The following is a 25833-nucleotide window of genomic DNA, read 5'->3' as shown; positions in this document are numbered from 1 at the left end:
GCGTCGCGGCGACGCGAAAGTTGCGGGGCGTCCGTCAGCGGCGCACGGGCTCGGCGATGGCTGCCGAGGCTGCCTGTGCCGCGCTGTCGGGACTGGTTGGCTGGCTCTCATCCTGCTGGCTCCTTCTGGTGTCGCTGCGACCCGAGGTCCCGCTGAACAGGTTCGCCCAGCTGTCGAAGCGGCGGTTGAACAAGACCGACAAACCGTTGATGGACCCGCCCTTGGCAATCAGCGACCAGCGCCGTGAAAACTGCCAGGTCAGCTTCACCACGTTCGAGGCCGATGTCAGGCTCTGCTCATAGCCTACCGACATACGCTCGGTAATGGCCTTGCCCATGCTGACCACCTGCTGGTCATTGAGACCCGCGGTGCTGGGCCCGATCGAGAATTCGTCGATGCCGAAATGCTGCACGATGCCCTTGCCGGCCTTGCCGCCGATCATGCCCAGCGCCGCGCCGCCCAGCGCGGCACCACCCAGCTGGCGCTGCTGGCCGGCACCGGCGCTTTCGGCGCCGTAGCCGAACATCAGCCACGAGAGCTTATCCTCATCCGGCACATTGGGTTCCGACACCAGCCGCACGCGCGGCAGCCGCACCGTGCCGGTCACCTCCACGCCCGCCTCCACTTCCTGGTTGCGGCGCATGGCGCGGATGTTCATGTTCGGGTTGTCGATCGGGCCGTTGAAGTTGATGATGCCGCGCTCGATGTCGAGCTTGCGCCCGAAGGCTTCATAAGTGCCGTCGGTCACGCGCACCGTGCCGGTGGCCTTCATCGGTGCCAGGGGTTCGCTCTTGACACCCATCTGGCCGGCCAGCAACAGGTCCGCGCCCGCGCCCCGGAAGCGGAAGTTGTTGCCCAGGTCCACGGTCAGGTCGATCACCGGGCTGAACTTGCTTGCCGGCTTGGTCTCCGGCGCCTGCGTGGCGGCAGTCTTCACGGCACGCTGGTCCTTGCGCCGGATCACCACCACATCGTCGCCCAGCACCGGCGCGCCGGCCTTGGGCAGGTCGAACAGGCCGCGGTCGACATGGATCTTGCCGCGGATCACGACCTGCTTGTTCTCGTTGGCGATGGTGGCATCGCCCGAGACCACCAGCGTGCGCTCGGGGCTGGCGAACAGCTGCAGCTTGTCGGCGACGATCTTGCCGGTCAGGTTGGGATCGGCCTCGCCCAGCTTGACGTTGCCGGTGGCGGTGATCTTGCCGTCTCCGCCGTGGAATTCCACGTGCTTGAGCTCGACCGTGTTCTGGTCCAGCACCACGCGCACGGTGCCGTCGGTCAGGCGCAGGCCCAGGTCGTACAGCGTGACGGCGAGGTTGTCGCCGTCGACGGTGCCGGTCAGCAGCGGCGCGCCGATCGTGCCGGCCAGGCGCATCGCCGCGGCCAGTTTGCCGTCGAAGGCGTACTGCGGGCCGGTCAGCGCTTCCAGCGATTTCAGCCGCGGCACGTCGACGGTGACCGTGCCGCCCAGGGTCGAGGCCGGGCCCACGGTCTGTAGCCCCTGCTCCTGCACCAGTCCGGCGGAGGCGTCCACCACCACCTTGCCGATGCGGCCCGACACCATGCCGCCGCGCAGCGCGATGCGGTTGCCGCCGGCGTCGGCGCGCAGGCTGGTCTCGCCCAGGCCGAGCGTGGTGAAGCCCCGGCCGGCGTTGACCGAGAGGTCGCCGCTGCGCCGGCGCAGTTCGGCAAAGCCGGTCGCGGTCTCGGCCAGCGCCAGGTTCCAGCGGCCGTCGATGACCAGGTCGGAGCGCACCGGCGGCTTCTCGCCGGTGATGGTTTCCATCAGCTCCAGCACATGGCCCACCTGCAGGCCGTCCAGGCTGCCCGCGCTGCGGATGCGGCCGTGGTCCCAGTCCAGGCTGTCGATGGTCAGGGTGGCGCGGTCCAGCAGCAGGCGCGCTGCGCCCAGGCGCACGCGCTGGTCGGCCACCAGCAGCTGCGTCGGCGCGGCCAGGCGCAGGTTGACGGTGCCGCGCTCTTCCAGCGTGCGGATGGTGCCGTTCCAGCCGTCCTTGCCCTTCCACGCGCCCTGCCCCGCCAGCGCCAGCTGCAATGGCCGCTTGTTCAGGCTGCCGGCCGCCTTGACGTCGAAGGTATGGTTGGCCTGGGTGCCGTTGAGCGTGGCGTCGAGCGTGCTCAGGCTGGCCTGCGGGCCACGGTAGTCGCGCGCGGCCAGCTGCACCGAGAGCGGGCCGTCCAGGCCGCCACGCACCTCGGCGCGGCCGCTGGCGCTGGCCACCTTGTGCGGGCCCACTTCCAGCGCCTGCGCGTTGTAGTCGGCCACCACTTCGGGTTTCTTCAGCGTGCCGGTGATGGTGGCGTCGAGCTTGAGCTTGCCGGCCACGCCAAACTTGAGCCGCTCCAGCTGCGGCGCATCGACCGCCAGCTTGAGCGCATCGCCGCGCGCGCCGAAGCTGCCGCGCAGGTTGGCCTGGTTGCCGGCCATGCTGAGCGAAGCCTCGCTCGGCAAGAGCCGCTCGCCCGCCAGGCGCACCTTGCCGCCGCCGGTCATCGGCAGGCCCGCGTATTCGCTCTCATGCACGGCGAAATCCAGCGCCACGCCAAGCTCGGGCGCGATCTCGCCGGTCGTGGTGAAGTCCGCATTGATGCGGCCGGCGGCAACCTTGGCCAGGCGCGAGGGATCGAACGAGGCCAGCTTGCCCTTGAAGCTGAACGGCTGCTTGTCCTTCAGGCCGAGCTTGCCTTCCGCGGTCAGCAGACCCGGGCCCACCGCGGCGCGCAGCGTGGCCAGCGTGAGCGCCTCGGCATCGATGCTGGCATCGGCGAAAAGCTTGAGCGGCCCGCCCGACAGGTCCAGCGCCACGCTTTGCCGGCCCGGCTCCATCCGCACCACCACCGGGCCGGACAGGCTGGCGCTGGTCAGCGAGCCATGCAGCGCGGCCGGGTCCAGCCTGCGCACGTCCAGGTCGAAACCGCCCCGGCCGCCGCGCAGCGAACCGCCGCCGGAGATCTCGGCCTTGCCGGCCAGCGCCACGCGCAGGTCCGAGACGGCCTGTGCCATCTCGCTCAGCTCGACATGGGCGCGCACCGACTGCACCGGCAGTCGCTCCTTGTCCAGCGGACCGGCTTCCAGGTTGCGGATCTCGATGTCGCCGGCGACAGCCAGCGGTGCGGGCGCAGGCGCAGCGGCAGGGGCGGATGCGGAGACCCCCGATGCCGCCGGCGGCGCCGATGCCGCCACGCCGCCCACCGGCCGCAGTTCGGCATGCACGGTCAGGTTGGCCTGGGGCGCCGACGGGCTGAACAGGCGCGGGTTGATGCGATCGCCATCGACCAGCAGGTGCGTGAACGGCACCTTGCCGAACGGCATCAGGTCGACGCCGGCGCGCAGGTGGATGCGGTCGCCGCTGGCCTGCAGTTCGGCGCGCAGCGCGTCCAGGTTGCCCTTGGCGGTGGCGTTGACGGCAAAGGACTCATCCTGCCAGCTGCTCTCCAGCAAGGCTTCGGCGCTGAGCGCAAACGGCGCGCGTGCGCCCACCTGGGCGTTGGCCGCCAGCTTGCCGTACGGTGTTTCCAGCTTGTCCACGCTGACGCGGTGGCGCTGGCCGTCGCTGTGCAGCGCGCCGGCCAGGTTGCTGAACACCATCGGCTCGGCCGCGGGCGCCGTGCCCTGCAGCAGCGACAGCCGCTCAAGCGTCAGCGAATCGACATCGATGGCCAGCGGCAGTTCGAGCGAGGTGGGCTTCTGCATCGGCTCGGTGCTCGGCTCGGACGGGCCGAGCCTCACTTCGGCCTTGCCGATGCGCAGCCACTGCACGTGCAGGTGCCGTGCCTGCCAGCCGAGCACCCAGTTGCCATCCACGCGGTCCACCGCCACGCGCGTCTGGCCGCTGGCGAACACCACGTCGCGCAGGCGCAGGCCGTGCGCCACGGTGCCGCCTTCCAGGCGGCCGCTGAGCATGCCGGCCGACAGCCGCGTGGCCAGCGTCCACAGGTGGCGGGTGCCGGTCTCGGTGCGCAGCGCCGCCACGCCCGCCGCCGCCAGCGCCACCATCAGCAGCAGGATGCCGGCCAGCCAGGCCAGCACGCGCCACAACCGCCGCCGCCTGCGCGGCGCGGGCGGGGTCGGAGTCCGGGCCGAATCGCTGCCGGGCACCGAAGGCAGATCGTGGGCGCTCATGCCGGCGTCCGGGTCAGGCGTGAAAGACGAGGGTGCCGCATCAGAACGCCACCCCCAGCGAGATATGCGGGCGGAACTGCTGCTCCTGGATGCCGTAGCCCACGTCCAGCTGCAGCGGGCCCACCGGCGTGCGCCAGCGCACGCCGACGCCCACGCCGTTGTAGATGGTCACGCCGCGCAGGTTGTCGGCGGCGGTGCCGAGATCCCAGAACACCGCCACGCCCCAGTCCGGCTTGAACCAGTACTGGTACTCCAGGCTGCCGGTGCCCAGGTACTTGGCCGGCAAGATGCTGGAGCCGCTGGGCGTGCCGATCGACTGGTAGGTGTAGCCGCGTATCGAATCGGTGCCGCCGGCGCGGAAGCGCAGCGTGGCCGGGATCTGGCTGGAACTGTCGCCGGTCAGGTCGGCACCGAGTTCCAGCCGTGCCACCACCAGGTCGCGCTTGCCCACCGGTATGTACTGGCGGATACGGCCGTACAGCCGCAGGAAGGTGGCATCGCTGAGGAAACCCCTGGCGGCCACCCCGATCTGGGTGCTGATGACGTTGCCGCGGCGCGGGAACACCGGATTGTCGACGTCGCGCCGCGTCCAGGCAAAGGCCGGCACCAGTGCCTTGCTGATCTGGCTGGCCTGGCCATCCGGCAGCAGCTTGTCGTAGTAGAAATCCAGCGACGTCGTCACATCGTACTTCTCGCGCGAGCGCGAGCGCTTCAGGCCCGCGCGCAGGCTGGTAGTGTCGGTGTTCTCGATGTCGATGGTGCGCTCGTAGCTGCTGTACACGCTGTTGCGGTAGTTGCCCCGGTCCGGCGGCATCGCGGCCTCGGCGAACAGATAGGAGCGCTTCTGCTCCAGCCGCGCCTGCGAGTCGAAGGTCCAGGCGCGGTTGAACAGGTTGTAGTACGAATAGCGGCCTTCGACCTGCGCGCCGGTGTCGGTGGTAAAGCCCACGCCGCTGTTGAGCCGGTGCGCCGGATATTCGCGCACGCGCACCGAGACCGGCGCGGTCACCACGCCGTCTGCCGCCTTGTCGGCGTCCGGGGGCGGTTCCAGGTCGACCTGCACGTTGGAGAAGTACGGCTGGTTCTGGATCGCGCGCTGCAGCTCGAGCAGCCGCTCCACGCGGTACGGCTCGCCCTCGTTCAGCGGGTTGACGTTGTAGATGATCTGTTCCGGATAGCGGCGCGTGCCGGTCACCTTCAGCGGCCCCAGCAGGTAGGCCGGGCCGCTGGCGTAATGCGCGGACAGGTCCGCGCGCTGGTCGTCCGGCTCCACGCGCGCCTGCGACGCGGCCAGGCGCGCGCCGTAGTAGTTGTGGCTCTGCAGCGTGACCAGCGCGTCCTCCTTGGCCTTGTCCCAGTCACCCTGCCGGAACGGCTCGCCCACCGGCAGTCCCCACTTGGCCTGCAGCTCGGCCACCTGTTCGGGCGAGCGCGTGGCCGCCGGGCCCGTCACCTGGACGTCGACATTGCGGATCAGCGTGCGCGCGCCGGGGTCGACCATCACGTGGACCACGCGCTTGTCGCCCTCGCCTTCCACGCGGGTGGTGGTGGTCGGGTCGAAGTAGCCCTCGGTTGAGGTGAACGCCCGCACCTGCTCGCCGACGGTCTCGATCATATAGTCGAGCTGGTCCGGCGAAAGGTCGGCGCGGTCCTGGTAGCGTGCCAGGTCCAGATGCTCTTCCAGCATCTCGCGGATCGGCTTGGGCGCCTCGACTTCGACCTTGTAGGCGGCGCGCGCCGGGGCGGCCGCCAGCGCCAGCACCGCGCCCAGCGCGGCCAGTAAGCGAACGGCCACGCGCGCGCGGCCAGCAGAGTCAGCGGTAATAGCGGTGTCTTGCGGCATCGCCGATTGTCCACACATACAAAGTCGGTATTTGACCACACCCGGCCTTGTGCCCGGAACTTTCCGGCGCCTTGCACCCGGCCTGGATGCATCCCGGGGGGCCGATACTGTAAAATCGTGGCCCACTGTACCTATCTGGCGCCCGCGCGGGCGCATCACGGTTGAACATGGCCATCTACGAATCCGATATCACCCAGTTCCTGAAGCAGCTCAAGCAAGAGCGCCCGACGCTGGAGGCCGAACAGCGCGACGGCCGTGCCCTGCTGTGGGACAAGTCGCCGATCGACCTGGAAGAGCGCGCCCGCGCCGAAGCTTCGCGCGTGGCGCAGAAGCCATACGTCTACGCGCAGGACAACTGATTCCCGCCGCCCCCGCGAGCGCACGCCGCCCATGAGCGCAGGCGACCAGGACAAGCTGCCACTGCCCGTCGAGCTGCCTGCCGTGGCCCCGGCCGTTGCAGCCGGCCCCGCCGACATGGTCGACGGGATGGCCTTCGCGCGCCTGTACGGCGAGCCGCTGTTCAAGCTGCCGCAGGACCTGTACATCCCGCCGGATGCGCTCGAGATCTTCCTGGAAGCCTTCGAGGGCCCGCTGGACCTGCTGCTGTACCTGATCCGCAAGCAGAACTTCAATGTCCTCGACATCCCGATGTCGCAGGTCACCCGGCAGTACCTGTCCTACATCGAGCAGATCCGCAAGACCAACCTCGAGCTGGCCGCCGAATACCTGCTGATGGCGGCCATGCTGATCGAGATCAAGTCGCGCATGCTGCTGCCGGTCAAGAAGGCCGACAGCGACGATGAGGCCGAGGACCCGCGCGCCGAGCTGGTGCGCCGCCTGCTGGAATACGAGCAGATGAAGCTGGCCGCGCAGCGCCTGGACACGGTGCCGCAGCTGGGCCGCGACTTCCTGCGCTCGCAGGTGTATATCGAGCAGAGCCTGGCGCCGCGCTTCCCGGAAGTGGAGACGATCGACCTGCAGGCCGCCTGGGCCGATGTGCTCAAGCGCGCCAAGCTCAACCAGCACCACAAGATCTCGCGCGAGGAACTGTCGGTGCGCGAGCACATGAGCCAGATCCTGCGCCGCTTGCAGCACGCGCGCTTCATGGAATTCTCCGAGCTGTTCGAGGACGCGGTGCGCTCCGGCAAGGGCGTGCCGGTGGTGGTGGTGAACTTTATCGCCATGCTGGAGCTGTCGCGCGAAGCGCTGGTGGAGATCACCCAGGCCGAACCGTTCGCACCAATTTATGTGCGATTGGCGTACAGCCCGACCTGACCCACCCGCGCTGCGGGGTCCGGCCCCGTCCCAACATGTTCTACAATCCGCCGACAGCCGGCCAAATGGCCCACGGTGCAGGCCCCGCAGGCAAGTGCCAGAAGGCCCCGCGCCCGACAGAAGGCCGAGACCGGTAGTCCATGTGCCGCCCCTCGACGGACCGGCGCCCGGGTCACACCTACCACGACCAGCACACCAAGGCAGATGAAAGTCATTTCCTCCATCCAAGAGCTGCGCGACCAACTGCGCGGCCAGAACCGCGCTGCCTTCGTCCCCACCATGGGCAACCTGCACGAAGGCCACCTGTCGCTGATGCGCCTGGCGCGCCAGCACGGCGACCCGGTGGTGGCATCGATCTTTGTGAACCGCCTGCAGTTCGGCCCGAACGAGGATTTCGACAAGTACCCGCGCACGCTGCAGGACGATATCGAAAAACTGCAGAAGGAAGGCGTCTACGTGCTGTTCGCGCCGTCCGAGCGCGATATGTACCCCGAACCGCAGGAATACCGCGTCGAGCCGCCGCATGACCTGGGTGACATCCTGGAAGGCGAGTTCCGCCCCGGCTTCTTCAAGGGCGTGTGCACGGTGGTGATGAAGCTGTTCTCGTGCGCGCAGCCGCGCGTGGCGGTGTTCGGCAAGAAGGACTACCAGCAGTTGATGATCGTGCGCCGCATGGTGCAGCAGTTTGCCCTGCCGATCGACATCATCCCCGCCGAGACCATCCGAGCCGAAGACGGCCTGGCGCTGTCGTCGCGCAACCGCTACCTGACCCCCGACGAACGCGCCGAGGCGCCGGTGCTGTACCGCACGCTGCATGACGTGCGCGACACCGTGCTGGGCAGCGACCGCGCTTCGGCCGACCTGCTTGCGGTCGAGGCGAATGCGAAGGAATCGCTGGCCAGGCGCGGCTGGAAGCCGGACTACGTGTCGATCCGCAAGCGCGTCGACCTGCAGGCGCCGACGCGCGAGGAATTTCTCGCCGGCGAGCCGCTGGTGATCCTGACCGCCGCCAAGCTGGGCGCGACCCGGCTGATCGACAACCTGGAAATCTGAGCGGCGGCGCCGCGCCGGGCATGAAAAAAGCAGGCCGGCGGCCTGCTTTTTTCATGCCCGGCGCATGCCGGATCGCTGTGCGGCCTTCACCACATGCCGCTGGTGTCCCCGCCGCCGCTTCCACCAGATCAGCACGCCGGTCACGGCAAACGCCAGCGGCGCCAGCCCGAACAGCGTGATGAAGATCCGCCCCGGCAGCCCGAAGGCCTCGCCAGTATGCAGCGGGAACAGCCAGTTCAGCAACGTGTCCCCCGCCGGCGCCTGCTGCGGATCACGCACGCCCAGCGGCTTGCCGCTCCAGGCATCGAGCCACAGCCGCGTCGCACCGGTATCCTTGCGCACCTCGCCGGGCTGGCGCAGCCGGATCTCGAACGCGTCGCCCGGCTTGCGCGGGAAGCTGATGCGGGTCACCTGCGCTTGCGGGTACTGGGCCTGCGCCGCCGCCATGATCTCGCCCGCGCCCAGCGGCCGGGCCCCGGCCGGCGCCGGTGCCGAGACGTGCTTCACCGGCGGCGTCACGGTCATCACGCCGGCCACCATCGGTGTCACCCACTTCGGCAGGTTCAGGTACCAGCCCGAAAAGGCGATGGTGGCCAGCACCGGCGCGGCCAGGATGCCGCCGGCGCGATGCAGCGAATAGTTGAAGCGCGACCATGATCCGCCATGGGTGATGCGGAACGCCTGCACCACCGAGCGCAGCTTCATCTTGGGCCACCACACCGCCACGCCCACCAGCGTGGTCAGCAACAGCAGCATGCCGGCGATGCCGGTGATGGTCTTGCCGGTGTCGCCCGAAAGCAGGTAGCGATGCAGGTGGAACAGCGTCGGCAGCAACAGCCGGCGCGACAGGCCCGCCTCGCCCCAGACGCGCTCGCCCTTCACCGCAAGCGTGACCGGATCGACCATCACCTGGCGCGAGCGGCCCGGCACCACGCCGTCGGGCCCCTTGACCGGATACCAGGCGATAAAGACGCCGTCGGCATGGACCGGCAGCATCAGCAGGTTGGGCTTGCCGTAGGGGGGCGCGGCCAGCCGCTCGGTCACTGCCTGGACCGTGGCCGGCGACACCGGCTGCGTCATCGGCGCGGACGCCACCAGCAGGTCAGGGTTGAGCCAGGCATCCAGTTCTTCGCGCCAGGCGATGGTCATGCCGGTCAGCCCAAACAGGACGAACAGCAGGCCAAGGCTCAGGCCGATATACAGGTGCAGTTTGACGAGGACGACGCGCAGGCGGCCGGTGACCATGTGGGGGCTGAAGTACGTTGAGCGGACGCTGCCTGCGTGGAATATGGCGCACAAGCCACCTCCACGCAGAATGCAAATGCGAAAGATTCGCGATTCTAGCAGGGCCCTGCCAGGCGGCCGTGCCGCGTGCGTCAGCGCCGCAGCGGCGCCAGCATCGCTTCCAGGTCCAGGTGCGCGGTCATGGTGTCGGCAAGCCGCTCGATCGATGCTTCGCGCAATGCATCGAGGTCCACCGCCTGGGCGCCGTCGAGCCCGGCCCAGCGCAGCAGCGCCTGGCAACCGGCAGGCTCGTCGAACAGGCCGTGGACATAGGTGGCCAGCACCTGGCCGTCGGCCGAGCGCGCGCCGTCGGGCCGCACCGTGCCGTCGCCGCGCTCGAGCCACAGGGCCGGCTGCTCCAGCCCCGCGCCCGTGGTGACGCCAAGGTGGATCTCGTAGCCGCGCACCGGCGCATCGGCCTGATCCAGCGCCAGCCGGCCGCCGACCTGGCGCAGTTGCTTCTCTGCCGCCAGCGTGGTCTCGAAGTCCAGCCAGCCCAGCCCGGCGCTGCTGCCGGCCGGGCCTTCGCGGCCATCGGGATCGTGCACCTGCCGCCCCAGCATCTGCATGCCGCCGCAGATCCCGATCAGCTTGCCGCCGTAGCGCAGGTGCCGGGCCAGCGCCGCGTCCCAGCCATTGACGCGGATGAAGTCCAGGTCGCCGCGCACGTTCTTGCTGCCGGGCAGCACCACCAGGTCCGCGGGCGGGATCGGCATGCCGGGCCCGACGAACTGCAGGTCCACCTGCGGGTGCGCGCGCAGCGCGTCGAAGTCGGTATGGTTGGCGATGCGCGGCAGCACCGGCACGATCACGCGCAGGCGCTGCGCCGGCGTGCCGGCCTTGTCCGCTTGCGCGCCGATGATGGCGTCCTCGGCATCGAGATGCAGGCCGTGCAGGTAGGGCAGCACGCCGAATACCGGCTTGCCGGTGCGCGCCACCAGCCAGTCCAGTCCCGGCTCCAGCAGGCCGATATCGCCGCGGAAGCGGTTGATGATGAAGCCGGTCACGCGCGCGCGTTCGCTGTCGGACAGGCAGTCGAGCGTGCCGACCAGGTGCGCAAATACGCCGCCGCGGTCGATGTCCGCCACCAGCACCACCGGGCAGTCGACGCGCTCGGCAAAGCCCATGTTGGCGATGTCGCGCTCGCGCAGGTTGACCTCGGCCGGGCTGCCGGCGCCCTCCACCAGCACCACCTCATAGGCCTGCGCCAGGCGCGTGTGCGAAGCCAGCACGGCCTTCATCGCCTCGGGCTTGTAGGCATGGTAGGCGCGCGCATCCAGGTCCAGCCGCGCGCGGCCGTGGATGATCACCTGCGCGCCGGTGTCGCTGCTGGGCTTGAGCAGCACCGGGTTCATGTCGGTATGCGGTGCCAGCCGCGCGGCCTGTGCCTGCAGCGCCTGCGCGCGGCCGATCTCGCCGCCGTCGGCGGTGACCGCGCTGTTCAGCGCCATGTTCTGCGGCTTGAATGGCACCACGTGCGTGCCGGCACGCGCCAGCACCCGGCACAGGCCGGCCACGATGGTGCTCTTGCCGGCATCGGAAGTCGTGCCCTGGACCATCAGCGTGCCGCGCAGGGCACCCGGCGGCAGGGATTGCGAGGAGTCGGTCTGCATTGGCGGATTATCGCACCGGTGCCTGCAACACCTCCCCGTGCGATGCCCGGATGCGGCGGCTACAATACGCGGATGGAAACCCCGGCCATCGCACCCGCCTCCGCCCCCGACACCGCCACCCAGCCGCGTGCCGCCGGCGGACACGGTAACCGCCAGCTCACCCTGGTGCTGGGCGGCGCGCGTTCCGGCAAGAGCCATTACGCCGAACAGCTCGCCACCGACCATGCCACCATCACCGGCGGCCCGGTCACCTACATCGCCACCGCGCACCAGGACCCGGCGCACGCCGACCAGGAGCTGGAGGTCCGCATCGCCCTGCACCGCGCCCGCCGCCCCGCCGACTGGCGCCTGGTGGAAGAACCGGTGCACCTGGCCGATGCGCTCTACGCCAACGCGCGCCACGACGGCTGCATCCTGGTGGATTGCATGACGCTGTGGATGAACAATCTGATCTTCCCCGACGGCCGCGCGTACCCTGAGCATGGCGTGATCACGCCGCCGGATGCCTTCACCGAGGAAATCGAAGCGCTGCTCACCGCGCTGCCGACGCTGCCGGGCCATGTGATCCTGGTCTCGAACGAGATCGGCTTCGGCGTGATCCCGATGGGCGCCATCACCCGCTTCTATGTCGATGAACTGGGCCGCCTGAACCAGAAGCTGGCCGCCGCCGCCGACTGCGTGCGGCTGATGGTGGCAGGCATTCCGGTTGCGGTGAAAGGCGCCGATCCCACATGCTGATGCTGGCCTGGCCGGCATGCGTGGCAGCGGCACTGACGGGCGTTGTGCTGGACCGCTGGCTGGGCGAGCCGCGCCGCTGGCATCCGCTGGTGGGCTTCGGCCGCATCGCTGCCGCACTTGAGCGGCGGCTCAACCCTGCGCCGCACCGCGGCGCGCCCTGGCGCCAGCGCCTTGCCGGTCTCGCCGGCTGGTGTGTGCTGGTGCTGGTGCCGGCAGCGCTCGCATGGTGGCTGGTCGACGCTGCGGCCAGCCTGCATCCTGTTGCCGCCCTGGCGCTGCATGCGGTGGCGCTGTACGCGGCACTCGGCGCGCGCAGCCTGCACCAGCATATCGCCCCGATCGCCACCGCCCTCGCCGCCGCAGACCTGCCCGCCGCGCGCACGCTGACCGCGCGCATCGTCTCGCGCGACACCGCCGATGCCGATGCTGAAGCACTGGCCCGTGCCGCCTGCGAGTCGGCGCTGGAGAACGGCAACGACGCGGTCTTCGGGGCGCTGTTCTGGTTCCTGGTCGGCGGCGCGCCCGCCGTGATCGTGTTCCGGCTGGCCAATACGCTCGATGCGATGTGGGGCTACCGTACGCCGCGGCTGCTGTATTTTGGCTGGGCCGCGGCGCGCATCGACGACGGGCTCAACCTCGTGCCCGCGCGCCTGACCGCGCTGTCCTATGCGCTGCTCGGCGCCACCGCGCAGGCGCTGCATTGCTGGCGCACGCAGGCGCCGGCATGGTCGAGTCCCAATGCCGGCCCCGTGATGGCCGCGGGCGCCGGTGCGGTGGGCGTGCGGCTCGGCGGCCCGGCGCGCTATCACGGCGAGATCGAGCAACGCCCGCCGCTGGGTGCTGGCCCTGCGCCGCAAGCCGCGCACGTGATGGCCTGCCTGCGGCTGGTCGAGCGCACCTTGTGGCTGTGGCTGGCGCTGGCAGGCGCCAGCGCGCTGGCCGTCCTTGCGCTTGCCACGCCGGCATGAACACCGCCCTGCCCCCGATCCGCCACGGCGGCGACCTGCTTGCCGCGGTGCGCCGCTACGGCCGCCCCGCCGGCGACTGGCTCGACCTGTCCACCGGCATCAATCCCGACGGCTATCCGGTGCCGACTCTGCCTGCGCAAGCGTGGCAACGGCTGCCGCAGGATGACGACGGACTGGCCGAGCTGGCCGCCCAGGCCTGCGGCGCGCCGCGGGCCTTGCCCGTCGCCGGCTCGCAGGCCGCCATCCGCACGCTGCCGGGTCTGCTGCGCCCGGGCCGCGTTGGCATCGCCGCACTCGGCTACAGCGAATACGCGCCGGCCTTCGCTGCCGCGGGCCATGCGGTGGTGCCGCTGGATGAAGCGGCTTTCACGCAGGCGGCGCTGGCCGACGAACTCGACCATCTCGTCGTCGTGAACCCGAACAACCCGACCGGCCGCATGCTGCCCGCCGCAACGCTGCTGCGCTGGCACGCGAAGCTGGCGGCGCGCGGCGGCACGCTGCTGGTCGATGAAGCCTTTATCGACTGCCTGCCCGATGGCTCGGTGGCCGCGCACAGCGGCAAGGCCGGCCTGGTGGTGCTGCGCTCGATCGGCAAGTTCTATGGCCTGGCCGGCATCCGCTGCGGCTTCGTGCTGGCGCAGCCGGCACTGCTCGACGCGCTGCGCGAGCGCCTGGGCCACTGGACCGTATCGGGCCCGGCACGCGAGGTCGCGCGGCATGCGCTGGCCGACCACGCCTGGCAGGATGCCACCCGCGCGCGGCTGCAAGCATGCGGGGCGAAGCTGGCCGCGCTACTGGACCGCGATGGCCTGGCGCCGGTGATGCATCCGCTGTTCTGCTGGGTGCCGCATGGCGACGCCGCACGGCTGCAGCACGGGCTCGCGCAGCATGGCGTCTGGACCCGCTGCTTCGACGCCGCCGGCGGCTGTCCGCCGAGCCTGCGCCTGGGCCTGCCGCCGGACCAGCCGCACGCCTGGCAGCGGCTGGAAGCGGCACTGGCCGCGGTCACTGCCTGAACCACTTTCCCCGATTCCATGCTGAACCGCCTGACGCCCGTTATCGCTTCCACGCTGCTGCTGGCAGCCCTGCCTGCCGCCGCCGCGGTGTCTGCCGTCGACGACGCTGGCCAGACGGTGACACTGCCGCAGCCCGCGCGCCGCGTGATCTCGCTGGCGCCGCACGTCACCGAGATGATCTTCGCGGCCGGCGGCGGCGACCGCATCGTCGGCACGGTCAGCTACAGCGACTACCCGCCGCAGGCGCGCGAGATCGCGCGCGTGGGCGACAACAAGGCGCTGGACCTGGAGCGCATCGCCGCGCTCAAGCCGGACCTGATCGTGGTCTGGCGCCACGGCAATGCGCAGAAGCAGACCGACCGCCTGCGCGCGCTCGGCATCCCGCTGTTCTACAGCGAGCCGCGCAGGCTGGCCGCGATCCCCGAGAACATGGAGAAGCTCGGCACGCTGCTGGGCACCGAAGCCACCGCGCGGCGCGCTGCCGACGGCTTCCGCCAGCAGGTGGAGACGCTGCGCAAGACTTACGCGGCCCGCCCGCCGGTGACGGTGTTCTACCAGGTCTGGCAGCAGCCGCTGATGACGCTCAACGGCCAGCACCTGGTCAGCGACATGCTGGCGCTGTGCGGCGGGCGCAACCTGTTCGCGGCCGAGACGCCGCTGGTGCCGACCGTGTCGGTCGAAGCGGTGATCGCGGGCAACCCGGAGGCGATGCTGACGGCGGGCATGGGCGCCACGCGCTCGGATCAGCCGCTGCCGGATTTCGAGATGTGGCGGCGCTGGAAGCAGGTCACGGCGGTGGCGCGCAACAACCTGTTCGTGATCGACGGCGACCTGGTCAACCGCGCCGGTCCGCGCGTGGCGCAAGGCGCCGAGCTGATCTGCAAGGACCTCGACACGGCGCGCAAGCGCCGGCCCGCACGCTGATCAGGCGGCGCGGTTCCACCAGCCGAGCCGGACCCCGCCCGGCCCCAGCGTGAAGCCACAACTAGCCCCGAAGCCCAACGCCCAGTTGACCGTCGTCGCCAGCGGCACGCCCAGCCAGTGCGCGGCCAGCATGCGCATCGGGCCGGCATGGCCGACCACCCAGAGACACTCGGCGCGATCCGTGGCAAGCGTTCCCGCCCAGCCGGCAACCCGCGCCATGGCCTGCGCCGGCGCTTCGCCGCCATGCGGGCGCGCGTGCAGCAGGTCGGCCGCCCACTGGTCGAGCGCGGCGCGGTCGATCGCATCCCAGGCGACGCCCTCCCAGCTGCCGAAATCGATTTCGCGCAGCCGGGGTTCGGTGTCGATGGCCGGTGCGCCGCCCGGCAGCGCCTGCACCAGCGCCTGCGCGGTGCCGAGCGCGCGCGCCAGCGGGCTGGCGACAATGCGATCCGGCGTGGGCAGGCCCGCGGCGATCCGCGCCGCCGCGGGCGCCAGCGGCGCCACCAGCGGCAGGTCGAGGCAGCCATAGCAGGTGCCCGCCGGCACCTGCGGCTGCGCATGGCGGATCAGGACCACATCCATGCCGCAGCCACCAGGTAGAGCAGGATCTCGGCGCACTGCTGGGCCATGCCGAGGCAGTCGCCGGTATAGCCGCCGATGCGGCGCACGAAGTAGCGGCCGAGCAGCAGGCGCAGCCCCAGCAGCGCGACCACTGCCGCCGCGCAGAACCACGGCGACACCAGCCACAGCGGCACCAGCCCGCACAGCAGCGCGAACGCCAGCCCGGCGCCGGCCAGCTTCTGCGCCACCGGCTTGGCCTTGCCTTGCGCGCGCACGTAGGTCAGCGTGGCCAGATAGCTGACCGCCATCGCGCGGCTGGCGGCGTGCGCGGCGACGATCACCGCCAGCAGCACCATCAACCCGCCGCGCCCCGCGATCGCCACCAGCAACTGCCACTTGAGCAGCAACGCCACCACCAGCGCGATCGCACCGAACGCGCCGATGCGCGAGTCATGCATGATGCGCAGCACGTCCTCGCGCTGCCACGCGCCGCCGAAGGCATCGACGCAATCGGCCAGGCCGTCTTCATGGAAGGCGCCGGTCAGCAGCAGCGTGGCGGCCATGCCCAGCAGCACGGCCACGCCGGGCGGCCACCACAGCATCGCGCCCCAGGTGACCAGCGCGCCCACGCCGCCCACCAGCAGCCCGACCAGCGGGAAGTAGCGCGCGGCGGCGTGCAGGTAGTGCGGTTCGAATCCGGCCCAGCGCGCCAGCCAGCCCGGCAGCGGCACGCGCGTGAAGTAGCCCAGCGCCGTCAGGAAATAGCGCAACTCGCCGGCCACGCCGGCGGCGCTGCCTTGTGCAGGCACCGGGTCGGACGGCACGCTCATGGCGAGGCGGTGCTGACGCCGGCGCCGCTGAAGGTCGCCATTTCGTTCAGGAACGCCGCCGCCGAGGCCAGCAACGGCCACGCCAGCGCGGCGCCCGTGCCCTCGCCCAGGCGCAGGTCCAGCGCCAGCAGCGGCGCGGCGCCGAACTGGTCCAGCAGCGCACGGTGGCCGCGCTCATGTGAGCAGTGCGTGAACACGCAGTACTGCAGCACATTGGGGTCCAGGCGCTGCGCCACCAGCAGCGCGGCCGTGGCGATAAAGCCATCGACCAGGATCACCATGCGGCTCGCGGCGGCGGCCAGGAAGGCGCCTGCCATCATCGCGATCTCGAAGCCGCCGAAGGTGGCCAGCACATCCAGCGGCGCCTGCGCATCGGCATGCAGCGCCAGCGCGCGCTCCAGCACCTCGCGCTTGCGCGCGAGGCCGGCATCGTCCAGCCCGGTGCCGCGCCCGATGCAGTCTGCCAGCGGCAGGCCGGTCAGCCGCTGCATCAGGCAGGCGGCCGCCGAGGTATTGGCGATGCCCATCTCGCCGAAGCCGATCACGTTGCAGCCCTGCTGCGCATGGCGCAGCACGCGCGCCATGCCGGCAGTCATCGCCGCGGCGGCCTGCTCCGGCGTCATCGCGGGTTCGACGGCGAAGTTGCGGGTGCCGTCGGCAATGCGGCAGTTGACCAGGCCCGGTGCCGCCGGCAGCGGCACGCGCACGCCCGCGTCGACGATCTCCAGCGCAATGCCGTGCTGGCGCGAGAACACATTGATCGCCGCGCCGCCAGACAGGAAGTTCTGCACCATCTGCGCGGTGACCTCGGCCGGATAGGCGCTGACGCCGGCGTCGGCCACGCCGTGGTCGGCCGCAAACACGATCACCGTCGGGCGCTGCAACACCGGCCGCGCCGTGCCGAGGATCAGGCCCAGCTGCAAGGCCAGCGATTCCAGCCGGCCCAGTGCGCCGAGCGGCTTGGTCTTGTCGTCGATGGCGGCCTGCAGCTCGGGGCGCAGGGCATCGTCGAGGGGAGTGATTTCCGGAAACTGCATGATGCGTTGACCTTGTATTCAAAAACGATGCGGCTACATCTCGACGCCGCGCTGCGCCTTGATGCCCTGCTGGAAGGCATGCTTGACCGGCGTCATGTCGGTGACGGTGTCGGCCGCCTCCACCAGGGCCGGCGGCGCGCCACGGCCGGTGATGACCACGTGCTGCATCGGCGGGCGCGCGCGCAGGTCGGCAATGACCTGCTCCACATCAAGATAGTGCAGCTTGAGCGCGATGTTCAGTTCGTCGAACAGCACCAGGCCGATGCCGGGGTCGCGCAGCATGCCGCGCGCCACTTCCCAGGCCGCCTCGGCCTTGGCCACGTCGCGGGCGCGGTCCTGCGTTTCCCAGGTATAGCCCTCGCCCATCACGTGGAAGGCGCACTCGTCCGGGAAGCGGCGCAGGAACATCTCTTCGCCGGTGGGCTGCGCGCCCTTGATGAACTGGACCACGCCGGTGCGCATGCCGTGGCCAAGCGCGCGCACCACCATGCCAAAGCCCGAGCTGGACTTGCCCTTGCCGTTGCCGGTGGTGATGACGATCACGCCGCGCTCATCCTGCGCGGCGGCAATCTTGGCGTCGACGATTTCTTTCTTGCGCTCCATGCGCGCCTTGTGGCGGGCATCGCGGTCCGGGTCTTCTGCAGGGGGGTTCTGGGTATCAGTCATGACGTGTGTCGGGTATGGGTGGGGCGGCGCCGTCGGGGATCAGCGCAGTATGCGCGCCGTCGGTGACGCTGACGATGGCGGTGCGCAGCGCGCGCGAGCAGTGTTCAGGGGTCAGCACCTGGGCGGCAGTGCCATGCAGCGTAGTGCCGTCTTCGGCCATCAGCAGGGCGTGGGTGGCGTAGCGCAGCGCCAGCGTCAGGTCGTGCAGGATCACCACGATGGCATGGCGCCCGGCCCGGGCCAGCGCGGCCAGCTGTTCCAGCACCAGGATCTGGTGGCGCAGGTCCAGGTGCGAGACCGGTTCGTCCAGCAGCAGCAGCGGCGCCTGCTGCGCCAGCGCCGCGGCCAGCGAGGCGCGCTGGCGCTCGCCGCCGGACAGGGTCAGCACATCGCGCGCGGCCAGCGCCTCAATATCCATCGCGCGGATCACTTCGTGCACGATGCGGTCATCCTCGCGCCCGGTCCAGCCCCAGCCGGACAGGTGCGGATGCCGCCCCACGCGCACGGCATCCTGCACCGACATCGAGAAGGTGTCATGCACGGCCTGCGGCAGGTAGGCGCGCTGGCGCGCCAGCACCGCCGGCGCGATCTGCGCCGCCGCGGTGCCGTCGATCTCCGCGCTGCCGCCGTCGGCGTGGCGCAGCCCGGCCAGCACCGTCATCAGCGTGGACTTGCCGGCACCGTTGGGTCCGGCAATGCACCACAGCTGCCCCGCGCCGATGGTCATCGTCAGGCGCTCCACCAGCACGCGCTGGCCGGTGCGCAGCTTCACATCGCGCAGCACGAGCTGCGGACAGGCAGTGAGCGGATGGGACCAGTGCGGGGCCTGGCTCATCGCGGCCTCCGCAGCAGCAGGTAGAGGAAGGTCGGCACGCCCAGCAGCCCGGTGATCACGCCCACCGGCAGCTGCGCGGGCGCGACCACGGTGCGTGCGATCAGGTCGGCGGCCATCAGCAGCGCGCCGCCCAGCAGCGTGGCGGCCGGCAGCAGCAGGCGCTGGTCGTTGCCCCAGGCGAGGCGCACCAGGTGCGGCACCACCAGCCCGACAAAGCCGATCGAGCCGGCCGTGGTGATGGCAGCGGCAATGCACAGCGACGCCAGCAGGAAGGTCGCCAGCCGCACGCGGCCCACGCGCACGCCCAGCGACTGCGCCACGGTCTCGCCCAGCAGCATCACGTTGAGCGCGCGCGCCATCGGCATGGCCAGCAGCAGCGCCACCACCAGCATGGCCAGCGCGCCGCCGTAGGCGGCGGTGCCGCCCAGGTCGCCGGTCAGCCAGAACAGCATGCCGCGCAGGCGCGACTCCGGCGCAATGGAAAGGATCAGGGTAATGACCGCGCCCCAGCCCGCGGCCAGGATCACGCCGGTCAGCAGCAGCCGGGCGCCCGCCTCGCGGTGGCCGCCCTGCACCTGCGGATGCAGCAGGTCGCGCCGCGCCAGCGACGCCACCAGCACCATCGCCCCCAGTGCACCGGCGGCGGCGGCGGCCTGCACGCCCCACCACGGCGCCAGCAGCAGCATGGCCAGCAGCGCGGCAGTGGAGGCGCCGCCCGACACGCCCAGCACATAGGGCTCGGCCAGCGGGTTGCGCAGCAGCACCTGCATCAGCGCGCCGGACAGGGCCAGCAGCCCGCCGCAGGCAAACGCCGCTGCCGCGCGCGGCAGCCGCAGTTCGCGCACGATCGCTGCGGCGGTGCCGGTGTCGGCACCGCTGAGCGCAAGCCAGAGCTCGCGCGCATCGAGCGGCACGCTGCCCAGCGCCAGCGACAACGCGAACGCCAGCAGCGCCGCGAGCGCCAGCACCAGCCAGATCGCCAGGGCGCGCCGGAACTCAGACATGGCGCGCCCGTGCGCTCATCGCTGGCGCCAGCCCAGCGTGATGAAGCCCGCGCGCCCCTGCGTGTTGTAGGGGTAGGCGAGCTGGTAATCCTTGTCGAACAGGTTTTCGACGCGGGCGGCGATGAACCATTGCTTGTCGATGTTGTAGCGGGCGTTCAGGTTGACGATACCGTATCCGCCCAGCCGGCGCGAGCCGGAATCCATGCGCGACGACGACACCAGCCATTCGCCGCCGAAGCGCCAGTTGCCGAAGTCGCGGCCCACGTCGAGCGCGGCATGGCGGCGCGCGCGGCGCAGCAGCTGGGTGTTGGTCTGCTCGTCGACCGGGTTCTGGAAGGTCACGCTGGCGCCGAAGTCGGTGCCATACACGGTGGCGCGCCACGAAGCCTCGATGCCCTGCACCTTGGCCTTGTTGACGTTCTGCGCCAGGAACATGCCGCTGGGCTGCTGTGCCGACACGATCAGGTCGTCGTAGCGCGTCTCGAAGGCGGTCACGCGCAGCAGGCCGGCGCTGGCGGTGGCGTACTGCACGCCGGCCTCGACCGACTTGGCACGTTCGGGCTGCAGGTTCGGCTGGCCGAAGTTGGGGAAGTAAAGCTCGTTGAAGGTCGGCGCGCGGAAGGCATTGCTGACGCTGGCGATCAGCTTGAGCGCATCGGTCACGTAGTAGCCGTAGCCGGCGCGGAAGCTGCCCTGGTTGCCGAAGTCGGAATAATGGTCGTTGCGCGCGTTGAGCTGCAGCTGGTGCTTGCCGATGCGCCCGTCATAGCCGCCGAACACCGAGAACACATTGCGCGTGGGCGCGCCGTAGGCGCTGGAGTCGAGCTCCTGCTGCAGGTAGTCGGTGCCGAACAGCAGCGTGTGGTTGGCGGCCAGCGCATACTCGTTCTGCCAATTGAACTGGCGGTTGCGGGTATTGAAGGTGCCGTTGGGCCTGCCGTTGAGGAAGGTGTCGCTGCGGTCCTCGCTCTGCGACAGCTTGAAATGGGTGGACCAGTCCGTCCCCACCTTGCCGTTGACGAAGGCCGACAGCGTGTACAGCTCGCTGTTGGTGCGGTTGTCGTCGGTCGGGCGGCCGAAGGCGCTGTCGAACGACAGCTTGCTCTTCGAGTAATAGCCGGTGAAGCCCGCGTCCCAGTTCGGCGCGAAGCGGTGCTTGACCTGGCCCGACACGCTCTGGTTCTCGTACGGGTTGTCGTTGGGATTGGCGCGCGGCGCCTGCTTCGTGTTGATCGACGAGAAGCCGTCGGTCTTGAACGCCGAGCCGGTCAGGTTGAACGAGGTATCGCCGACCTGGCCGCCATAGCCGACCGTGCCCTGGCGCGTGTTGTTGCTGCCGTATTCCACCTGCGCATTGGCCGCCGGCGCCTGGCCCGCGCCGCTCTTGGTGAAGATCTGCACCACGCCGCCGATGGCGTCCGAGCCGTACAGCGCCGACACATTGCCGCGCACCACCTCGATGCGCTCGATCTGGTCGGGCAGGATATTGGCCAGCTGCGCGGTGCCGCTGCTCGCTGACGATACCCGCACGCCGTCGATCAGGATCAGGGTCTGGTTGGAGTTGGCGCCGCGCATGAACAGCGTGGTGTTGGTGCCCATGCCGCCGTTGGCCGAGAACTCCACGCCGGCCTGGTTGCGCAGCAGCGTGCGCAGGTCGGGCGCCTGCGAATTGACGATGTCCTGCTGCGTCACCACCGTGGTGTGAGGCAGCGCCTCGGTAATGGCTTGCGCGGTACGGGTGGAGGTGACCACCACCGGCGCGAGCTGCGTGGTGCGGCTGTCGGCGCCGCTGACGGCCGCCTGCGCGAACGAAGTGGCCGGAGCCAGGGTGAGCGAGGCAATGGCCGCCAGGATGGCGGGCACGGACGGACGCACCGCCGGGGTTGCCGGGCGGGTCGACCTGTGGAGCGATGAACGCATGATGCAGGACTGGATAGGAACGGCCGGGCCCGTTCCCCCGCGGACCATATGGCGATGAGGCGTGCCGCGCACGGGCGGCAGCCCGCGTTCAGGCCGGTATCCGGGCTGGCGACACTGGGCCGGCGCCTTCCCGAACCTGCGGTTCAGTGGCGTGTGGCCGGTCCTGCGGTGCGTGTGGCCGGGAATGGGATCCGGCCTTGCCAGCGGCGTTGCCGGCAGGCTGGCTGTCGGCTATGTCGGGGTCTGGCAGATGCGCACCGCGGTCGCTTACCGTTGCGGGGGCAGCACAGGTTGGCCTGTCCGGCGCGCAGCCGGCCCGGCTCCCTGTTTCCCGTTGAACTGCCCTTTCGCCAGGGACGAAAAGGGCGAGCACCTGGAACGTGCGCGAGTCTAGGGCGTTTCGCCCCCCGCGTCAACGCGGCTGCCAGTAGTGTTTTGTCACAACTCTGGTGGCGTTTTAGGTGCAGAAGCCTGCAACTTCCACGCGGGTCGCCAGTCACAAACCCTTTCCTCCGCATTGTGCAAGCCGGCGCATCGGCTAGAATCGCGATACCTGACACTTCTCCCATCATGACAGGCCCTATGCTCACCGAACTCGAACAACTGGCCGCCAAGATCGGGCGCGTGCTGCACCATGCGGACACCCTGGCGGCGGAAAACCAGCGGCTGCGCGACGAGATCGCCCGGCTGGAGGGCGAAGCCGCGCAGTTGCGCGGCGAGCGCGAGGCCATGGCAGCCGACCGCGAACTGCTCAATATCAAGATCGAGGAAGCGCAGCTGCGCATCCAGTCCATCCTTGACAAGCTGCCGACTGCCAGCGACACGCGCCAGCTCGACCTGCTCGGCGAAGAGGCTGCGGCGCAGGACGCCGAGCCGCACAAGGCTCCCGGAGAACACGCATGAGCAACAAGCAAGTCGAAGTCAATATCGCCGGCCAGCCCTACCGCTTTGCCATCGCGCCCGAGAACGAGGCCGCGCTGCTCGAAGCCGTGGCCCTGGTCGACACGCAAATGAACAAGCTGCGCAACGGCACCGCGGCCAAGGGCGTGGAGCGCGTAGCGGTCATGGCCGCCATCAGCATCGCCTCGGACCTGCTGTCGATGCAGCGCAAGCAGCAGGCCGAGGGCGCGATCCCGGTCGATGCCATCCGCGCGCGCATCCGCGAACTCAACGACCGCGCCGACGAAGCCCTGCGCCAGTATGCGCACGTGGGCACCGGTACGCGCGGCTGAGCAATGAAAGGGGGATGTGCTGCGGATGCCGCGCTGCCGCGCAAAATGTAACGATACGCGCGAGTGGACTTGGTATGCCCTGCAACGCGGTGTATAGTGTAGCCAGACTGCACGAGGCACCATAGATGTGCAGCTACAGGCCAGGTTATCGCGCCCGGCCGCCGTTCTCATCCCATCCTAGTCAGAAACGGCAAACGTCTGACATCCCGCACGCGGATCCGGTTTTCCGGGCACGATGATGCGCCTGGAAAGTCAGACGTTTGACAGTTTCCCTGCCTGGTTCGTGAGGGTCATAAACTCCTTGAACCGATATGCATTGCATGGTGCGGGATCATGTCGCGTGGGCGAGCGCGTCGTCGCATTCATAGTCTGGGCCTGGCCTGGACTCCCTGAGTGGATGATGTACCCGAAATGCGACTTCCGCAGCCACTCTGAACCTCACTTGGGTTCAGGATGCCGACCCAGCGGCCAAGGCGGGGACCCCTTAAAAAGGCGGTGGTTTTCTGAACCATCGCCTTTTTTCTTGCCTGCGCGTCCGCGTGCACACGCTGTGCACGCGGCGCCCTGATCTGCTTCCATTCCTGAGCTGCGCCGTGAGCCCGAACCAGAACCAACGCGCCCGCCAGTACTGGCTGATGAAATCAGAACCGGATGAAGCCAGCATCGACGACCTGGCCCGGGAAGGCACGCTGCCCTGGACCGGCGTGCGCAACTACCAGGCGCGCAACTTCATGCGCGACACCATGCGGATCGGCGACGGCGTGCTGTTCTACCACTCGTCGTGCCCGGAGCCCGGCATTGCCGGCCTGGCCGAGGTCTGCTCCGTGCCCTACCCCGACCCCACCCAGTTCGACCGCAAGAGCCCGTACTATGACGCCGCCTCCAAGGCCGACGCGCCGCGCTGGCTGTTGGTCGACGTGCGCTTCGAACGCAAGAGCGCGCTGATCCCGCTGGCCGCGTTGCGCGAGCATGAGGAACTGGCCGACATGGTGGTGCTGCGTCGCGGCAACCGGCTGTCGATCACGCCGGTGACACCGGCCGAATGGCGCTTCATCACCGGCAAGCTGATGCGCTGAACCCTGCCCGGCCGGCCCAGGCAAGGCTGATCACAACAACCCTGAAGACACGATGCAGTTCGACAACCTGCCGGTGCTGGTTCCTGCCCTGCTTGCCCTGGGCGCTTTCACCGGCTTCTGCGCCGGGCTGCTCGGCGTCGGCGGCGGCATGATGATGGTGCCCTTCCTGACGCTGCTGTTCACCAGCCTGGGCGTTGCCGACGAGGCCATCGTCCATATGGCGATCGCCACCTCGATGGGCACCATCCTGTTCACCTCGTTGTCGTCCGTGCGCGCGCACCACCAGCGCGGCGCGGTGCGCTGGCCGATCGTGCTGGCGCTGGCGCCGGGCATCGTGCTCGGCGGCATGATCGGCGGCGGCAAGGTGTTCGCGGCGCTCAAGACCAGCTGGCTGTCGCTGGCGTTTGCCGGCTTCGTCGGGTTTTCCGCGCTGCAGATGCTGCGCAACCGTCGTCCCAGGCCCGGCCGGCAGCTGCCCGGCCTTGCCGGCATGGCGGGCGCGGGCGGCGTGATCGGCTTCCTGTCCAGCCTGGTTGGCGCGGGCGGCGCCTTTGTCTCGGTGCCGTTCATGACGTGGTGCAACGTGCCGATCCACAACGCGGTGGCGACCTCGGCCGCGCTCGGCTTTCCGATTGCAGCGGCCAGCGTGGCCGGCTATGTCTGGAGCGGCTGGCAGACGCCGGGGCTGCCGGCGGGATCGCTCGGCTATCTCTACCTGCCGGCCCTGCTGGTGATCGCAGCGGCCAGCGTAATGACCGCGCCGCTGGGCGCGCGCACCGCGCACCGCATGGATGTGAGCCAGTTGCGCAAGGTCTTTGCCGCGCTGCTGCTGTGCCTGGCGAGCTATATGTTGTGGAAGGCCTGGCAGGCATTCTGACCCGGACGGGGGAGGCGCGCCCGCGCCGGCTTCGCAACAATCGTTTGCAATGTCGCGGAACGATCGCGCACCCGGTCACGTCTGATACCCATCACGTTTGAACGGGAGAACAACATGAAACAATGGCTTGCCGCCACCCTGCTGGGCACCACCGCCATCGTTGCCTCGGCGCACGGTGGCCCCACTGAAACGCCGTCGGGCGTGCTCTCGCTGAGCGCGCAGGCGGTCACCGAAGTGCCGACCGATATCGTGCACCTGACGCTTGCCGCCGAGCAGGAAGGCGCTGAACCGGCCGCGATTTCCTCGGGCCTGTCGACCCGGACGCAGGCCGTCATCACGCAGGCGCGCCGCGTCCAGGGCGTGACCGCCGAGTCGGGCGGCTTCACCATCCACCCCAACACCGACCGCAACGGCCGCATCAGCACCTGGCGCGGGCGTTCCGAAGTCATCCTGAAGTCGCGCGATTTCTCGGCCGTGTCCAAGCTCGCTGGCGAGCTGGCCAGCCAGATGCAGGTGCAGAACATCGCCTTCTCGCTGTCGCGCGAAGCGCGCGAGGCGGCCGAAGCCAAGCTGGCCGAGCAGGCCATCGCCTCGTTCCGCAGCAAGGCGCAGTCGACCACCAAGCTGTTCGGCTACAACAGCTACACGATCCGCGAAGTCAGCCTGAATGAAACCGGCGTGGTGCCGCCGATGCCGCGCATGTACGGTGCTGCCAAGGCCATGATGGCCGACGCCGCGGTGGCGGTGCCGGTTGAGGGCGGCAAGACGCAGGTGACGGTGTCGGTCAACGGGTCGGTGCAGATGCTGAAGTAACGAAGAAGGGCACGCTGCCGCCCCTCTGTTTGCTCCCTCTCCCGCCTGTGAACTGACCCCGTAAAGTTGGAGAGTCAAAGCTAGGTGGAACCGAACTGAGCCCTGTACTGTACGGGGCTCAGTC

At 69.7% G+C, this 25833-nt stretch carries 23 protein-coding genes and 1 other RNA gene; 13 read left to right on the top strand and 11 right to left on the bottom strand.

Annotated features, from left to right (window positions below):
* Positions 1 to 34 precede the first annotated feature (34 nt).
* Positions 35 to 4144 carry a translocation/assembly module TamB domain-containing protein gene (locus AC3WLF_RS30065; protein WP_492359233.1) on the bottom strand — a complete coding sequence of 1370 codons (4110 nt, stop codon included), beginning with the start codon at positions 4142 to 4144 and terminating at the stop codon, positions 35 to 37.
* A 40-nt stretch (positions 4145 to 4184) separates the two neighbouring features.
* A complete protein-coding gene (locus tag AC3WLF_RS30060) occupies positions 4185 to 5987 on the bottom strand; it encodes an autotransporter assembly complex protein TamA (protein ID WP_492319722.1) in 1803 nt (600 codons plus the stop codon).
* A 167-nt stretch (positions 5988 to 6154) separates the two neighbouring features.
* Here AC3WLF_RS30060 and AC3WLF_RS30055 point away from each other — a divergent pair, with 167 nt between their 5' ends.
* From AC3WLF_RS30055 to panC, 3 genes are all read left to right on the top strand, one after another.
* On the top strand, positions 6155 to 6346 hold the full coding sequence (locus AC3WLF_RS30055) for a DUF3460 family protein (protein WP_010814904.1): 192 nt from the start codon (positions 6155 to 6157) through the stop codon (positions 6344 to 6346).
* Positions 6347 to 6377: 31 nt separating this feature from the next.
* Positions 6378 to 7262, top strand: a complete 885-nt coding sequence (locus AC3WLF_RS30050) for a segregation and condensation protein A (protein ID WP_492319721.1) — start codon at positions 6378 to 6380, stop codon at positions 7260 to 7262.
* A gap of 204 nt (positions 7263 to 7466) precedes the next feature.
* Entirely contained in the window at positions 7467 to 8315 is an 849-nt protein-coding gene (gene panC, locus AC3WLF_RS30045; RefSeq protein ID WP_492319720.1) for a pantoate--beta-alanine ligase, read from the top strand.
* A gap of 51 nt (positions 8316 to 8366) precedes the next feature.
* Here the strand turns inward: panC and AC3WLF_RS30040 are convergent, their stop codons facing one another.
* Together AC3WLF_RS30040 and AC3WLF_RS30035 are read right to left on the bottom strand one after the other, a co-directional pair.
* Complete coding sequence (locus AC3WLF_RS30040) at positions 8367 to 9560, bottom strand: PepSY-associated TM helix domain-containing protein (RefSeq protein ID WP_492319719.1); 1194 nt, start codon at positions 9558 to 9560, stop codon at positions 8367 to 8369.
* A gap of 131 nt (positions 9561 to 9691) precedes the next feature.
* Entirely contained in the window at positions 9692 to 11212 is a 1521-nt protein-coding gene (locus AC3WLF_RS30035; protein ID WP_492319718.1) for a cobyric acid synthase, read from the bottom strand.
* A 42-nt stretch (positions 11213 to 11254) separates the two neighbouring features.
* Between AC3WLF_RS30035 and cobU the strand changes: the two genes are divergently transcribed.
* From cobU to AC3WLF_RS30015, 4 genes are read left to right on the top strand one after another with little or no spacing between them, the layout of a single operon-like run.
* On the top strand, positions 11255 to 11950 hold the full coding sequence (gene cobU, locus AC3WLF_RS30030) for a bifunctional adenosylcobinamide kinase/adenosylcobinamide-phosphate guanylyltransferase (RefSeq protein ID WP_340525719.1): 696 nt from the start codon (positions 11255 to 11257) through the stop codon (positions 11948 to 11950).
* Positions 11944 to 12918: an adenosylcobinamide-phosphate synthase CbiB gene (gene cbiB, locus AC3WLF_RS30025; protein WP_492319717.1), complete on the top strand. Its 975-nt coding sequence runs from the start codon at positions 11944 to 11946 to the stop codon at positions 12916 to 12918. The genes cobU and cbiB overlap by 7 nt, the downstream gene beginning before the upstream one ends.
* Entirely contained in the window at positions 12915 to 13934 is a 1020-nt protein-coding gene (gene cobD, locus AC3WLF_RS30020) for a threonine-phosphate decarboxylase CobD (protein WP_492359232.1), read from the top strand. The genes cbiB and cobD overlap by 4 nt, the downstream gene beginning before the upstream one ends.
* An 18-nt stretch (positions 13935 to 13952) precedes the next feature.
* The gene (locus AC3WLF_RS30015; RefSeq protein ID WP_492319715.1) at positions 13953 to 14858 is read left to right on the top strand and encodes a cobalamin-binding protein; all 906 of its coding nucleotides are present in this window, start codon (positions 13953 to 13955) and stop codon (positions 14856 to 14858) included.
* Here AC3WLF_RS30015 and AC3WLF_RS30010 read toward each other — a convergent pair whose 3' ends face one another.
* From AC3WLF_RS30010 to AC3WLF_RS29980, 7 genes are read right to left on the bottom strand one after another with little or no spacing between them, the layout of a single operon-like run.
* Entirely contained in the window at positions 14859 to 15440 is a 582-nt protein-coding gene (locus AC3WLF_RS30010; RefSeq protein ID WP_492351169.1) for a histidine phosphatase family protein, read from the bottom strand.
* Positions 15425 to 16249 (bottom strand): adenosylcobinamide-GDP ribazoletransferase, encoded by an 825-nt coding sequence (locus AC3WLF_RS30005; RefSeq protein ID WP_051591649.1) that lies wholly within the window; start codon positions 16247 to 16249, stop codon positions 15425 to 15427. Before AC3WLF_RS30005 ends, AC3WLF_RS30010 begins: the two co-directional genes overlap by 16 nt.
* On the bottom strand, positions 16246 to 17286 hold the full coding sequence (gene cobT, locus AC3WLF_RS30000) for a nicotinate-nucleotide--dimethylbenzimidazole phosphoribosyltransferase (RefSeq protein WP_492319713.1): 1041 nt from the start codon (positions 17284 to 17286) through the stop codon (positions 16246 to 16248). Before cobT ends, AC3WLF_RS30005 begins: the two co-directional genes overlap by 4 nt.
* 33 nt (positions 17287 to 17319) lie before the next feature.
* Positions 17320 to 17952 carry a cob(I)yrinic acid a,c-diamide adenosyltransferase gene (gene cobO, locus AC3WLF_RS29995; RefSeq protein ID WP_035823511.1) on the bottom strand — a complete coding sequence of 211 codons (633 nt, stop codon included), beginning with the start codon at positions 17950 to 17952 and terminating at the stop codon, positions 17320 to 17322.
* On the bottom strand, positions 17945 to 18787 hold the full coding sequence (locus tag AC3WLF_RS29990) for an ABC transporter ATP-binding protein (RefSeq protein WP_492319711.1): 843 nt from the start codon (positions 18785 to 18787) through the stop codon (positions 17945 to 17947). The genes cobO and AC3WLF_RS29990 overlap by 8 nt, the downstream gene beginning before the upstream one ends.
* Positions 18784 to 19791 carry a FecCD family ABC transporter permease gene (locus AC3WLF_RS29985; protein WP_492319710.1) on the bottom strand — a complete coding sequence of 336 codons (1008 nt, stop codon included), beginning with the start codon at positions 19789 to 19791 and terminating at the stop codon, positions 18784 to 18786. Before AC3WLF_RS29985 ends, AC3WLF_RS29990 begins: the two co-directional genes overlap by 4 nt.
* Positions 19792 to 19806: 15 nt before the next feature.
* Positions 19807 to 21711, bottom strand: coding sequence for a TonB-dependent receptor domain-containing protein (locus AC3WLF_RS29980; protein WP_492359231.1), 1905 nt, complete (start codon positions 21709 to 21711; stop codon positions 19807 to 19809).
* 582 nt (positions 21712 to 22293) lie between these two features.
* Here AC3WLF_RS29980 and AC3WLF_RS29975 point away from each other — a divergent pair.
* From AC3WLF_RS29975 to AC3WLF_RS29950, 6 genes are all read left to right on the top strand, one after another.
* A complete protein-coding gene (locus tag AC3WLF_RS29975) occupies positions 22294 to 22614 on the top strand; it encodes a hypothetical protein (protein ID WP_010814920.1) in 321 nt (106 codons plus the stop codon).
* Positions 22611 to 22943, top strand: a complete 333-nt coding sequence (locus AC3WLF_RS29970; protein ID WP_035823521.1) for a cell division protein ZapA — start codon at positions 22611 to 22613, stop codon at positions 22941 to 22943. The genes AC3WLF_RS29975 and AC3WLF_RS29970 overlap by 4 nt, the downstream gene beginning before the upstream one ends.
* Positions 22944 to 23209: 266 nt before the next feature.
* Positions 23210 to 23427: non-coding RNA, 6S RNA (ssrS, locus tag AC3WLF_RS29965), on the top strand.
* A gap of 109 nt (positions 23428 to 23536) precedes the next feature.
* The gene (locus AC3WLF_RS29960; protein WP_010814922.1) at positions 23537 to 24019 is read left to right on the top strand and encodes an EVE domain-containing protein; all 483 of its coding nucleotides are present in this window, start codon (positions 23537 to 23539) and stop codon (positions 24017 to 24019) included.
* Between the two features lie 52 nt (positions 24020 to 24071).
* The gene (locus AC3WLF_RS29955; RefSeq protein ID WP_492319708.1) at positions 24072 to 24896 is read left to right on the top strand and encodes a sulfite exporter TauE/SafE family protein; all 825 of its coding nucleotides are present in this window, start codon (positions 24072 to 24074) and stop codon (positions 24894 to 24896) included.
* Between the two features lie 114 nt (positions 24897 to 25010).
* Positions 25011 to 25709 (top strand): SIMPL domain-containing protein, encoded by a 699-nt coding sequence (locus tag AC3WLF_RS29950; protein WP_492319707.1) that lies wholly within the window; start codon positions 25011 to 25013, stop codon positions 25707 to 25709.
* The last annotated feature ends 124 nt before the right edge of the window (positions 25710 to 25833 follow it).

This window comes from Cupriavidus sp. FW306-01-F10A (genome assembly GCF_058782785.1).
Note: the sequence above shows the minus strand (reverse complement) of the source record. Positions and strands in the feature narration are given on the sequence as shown.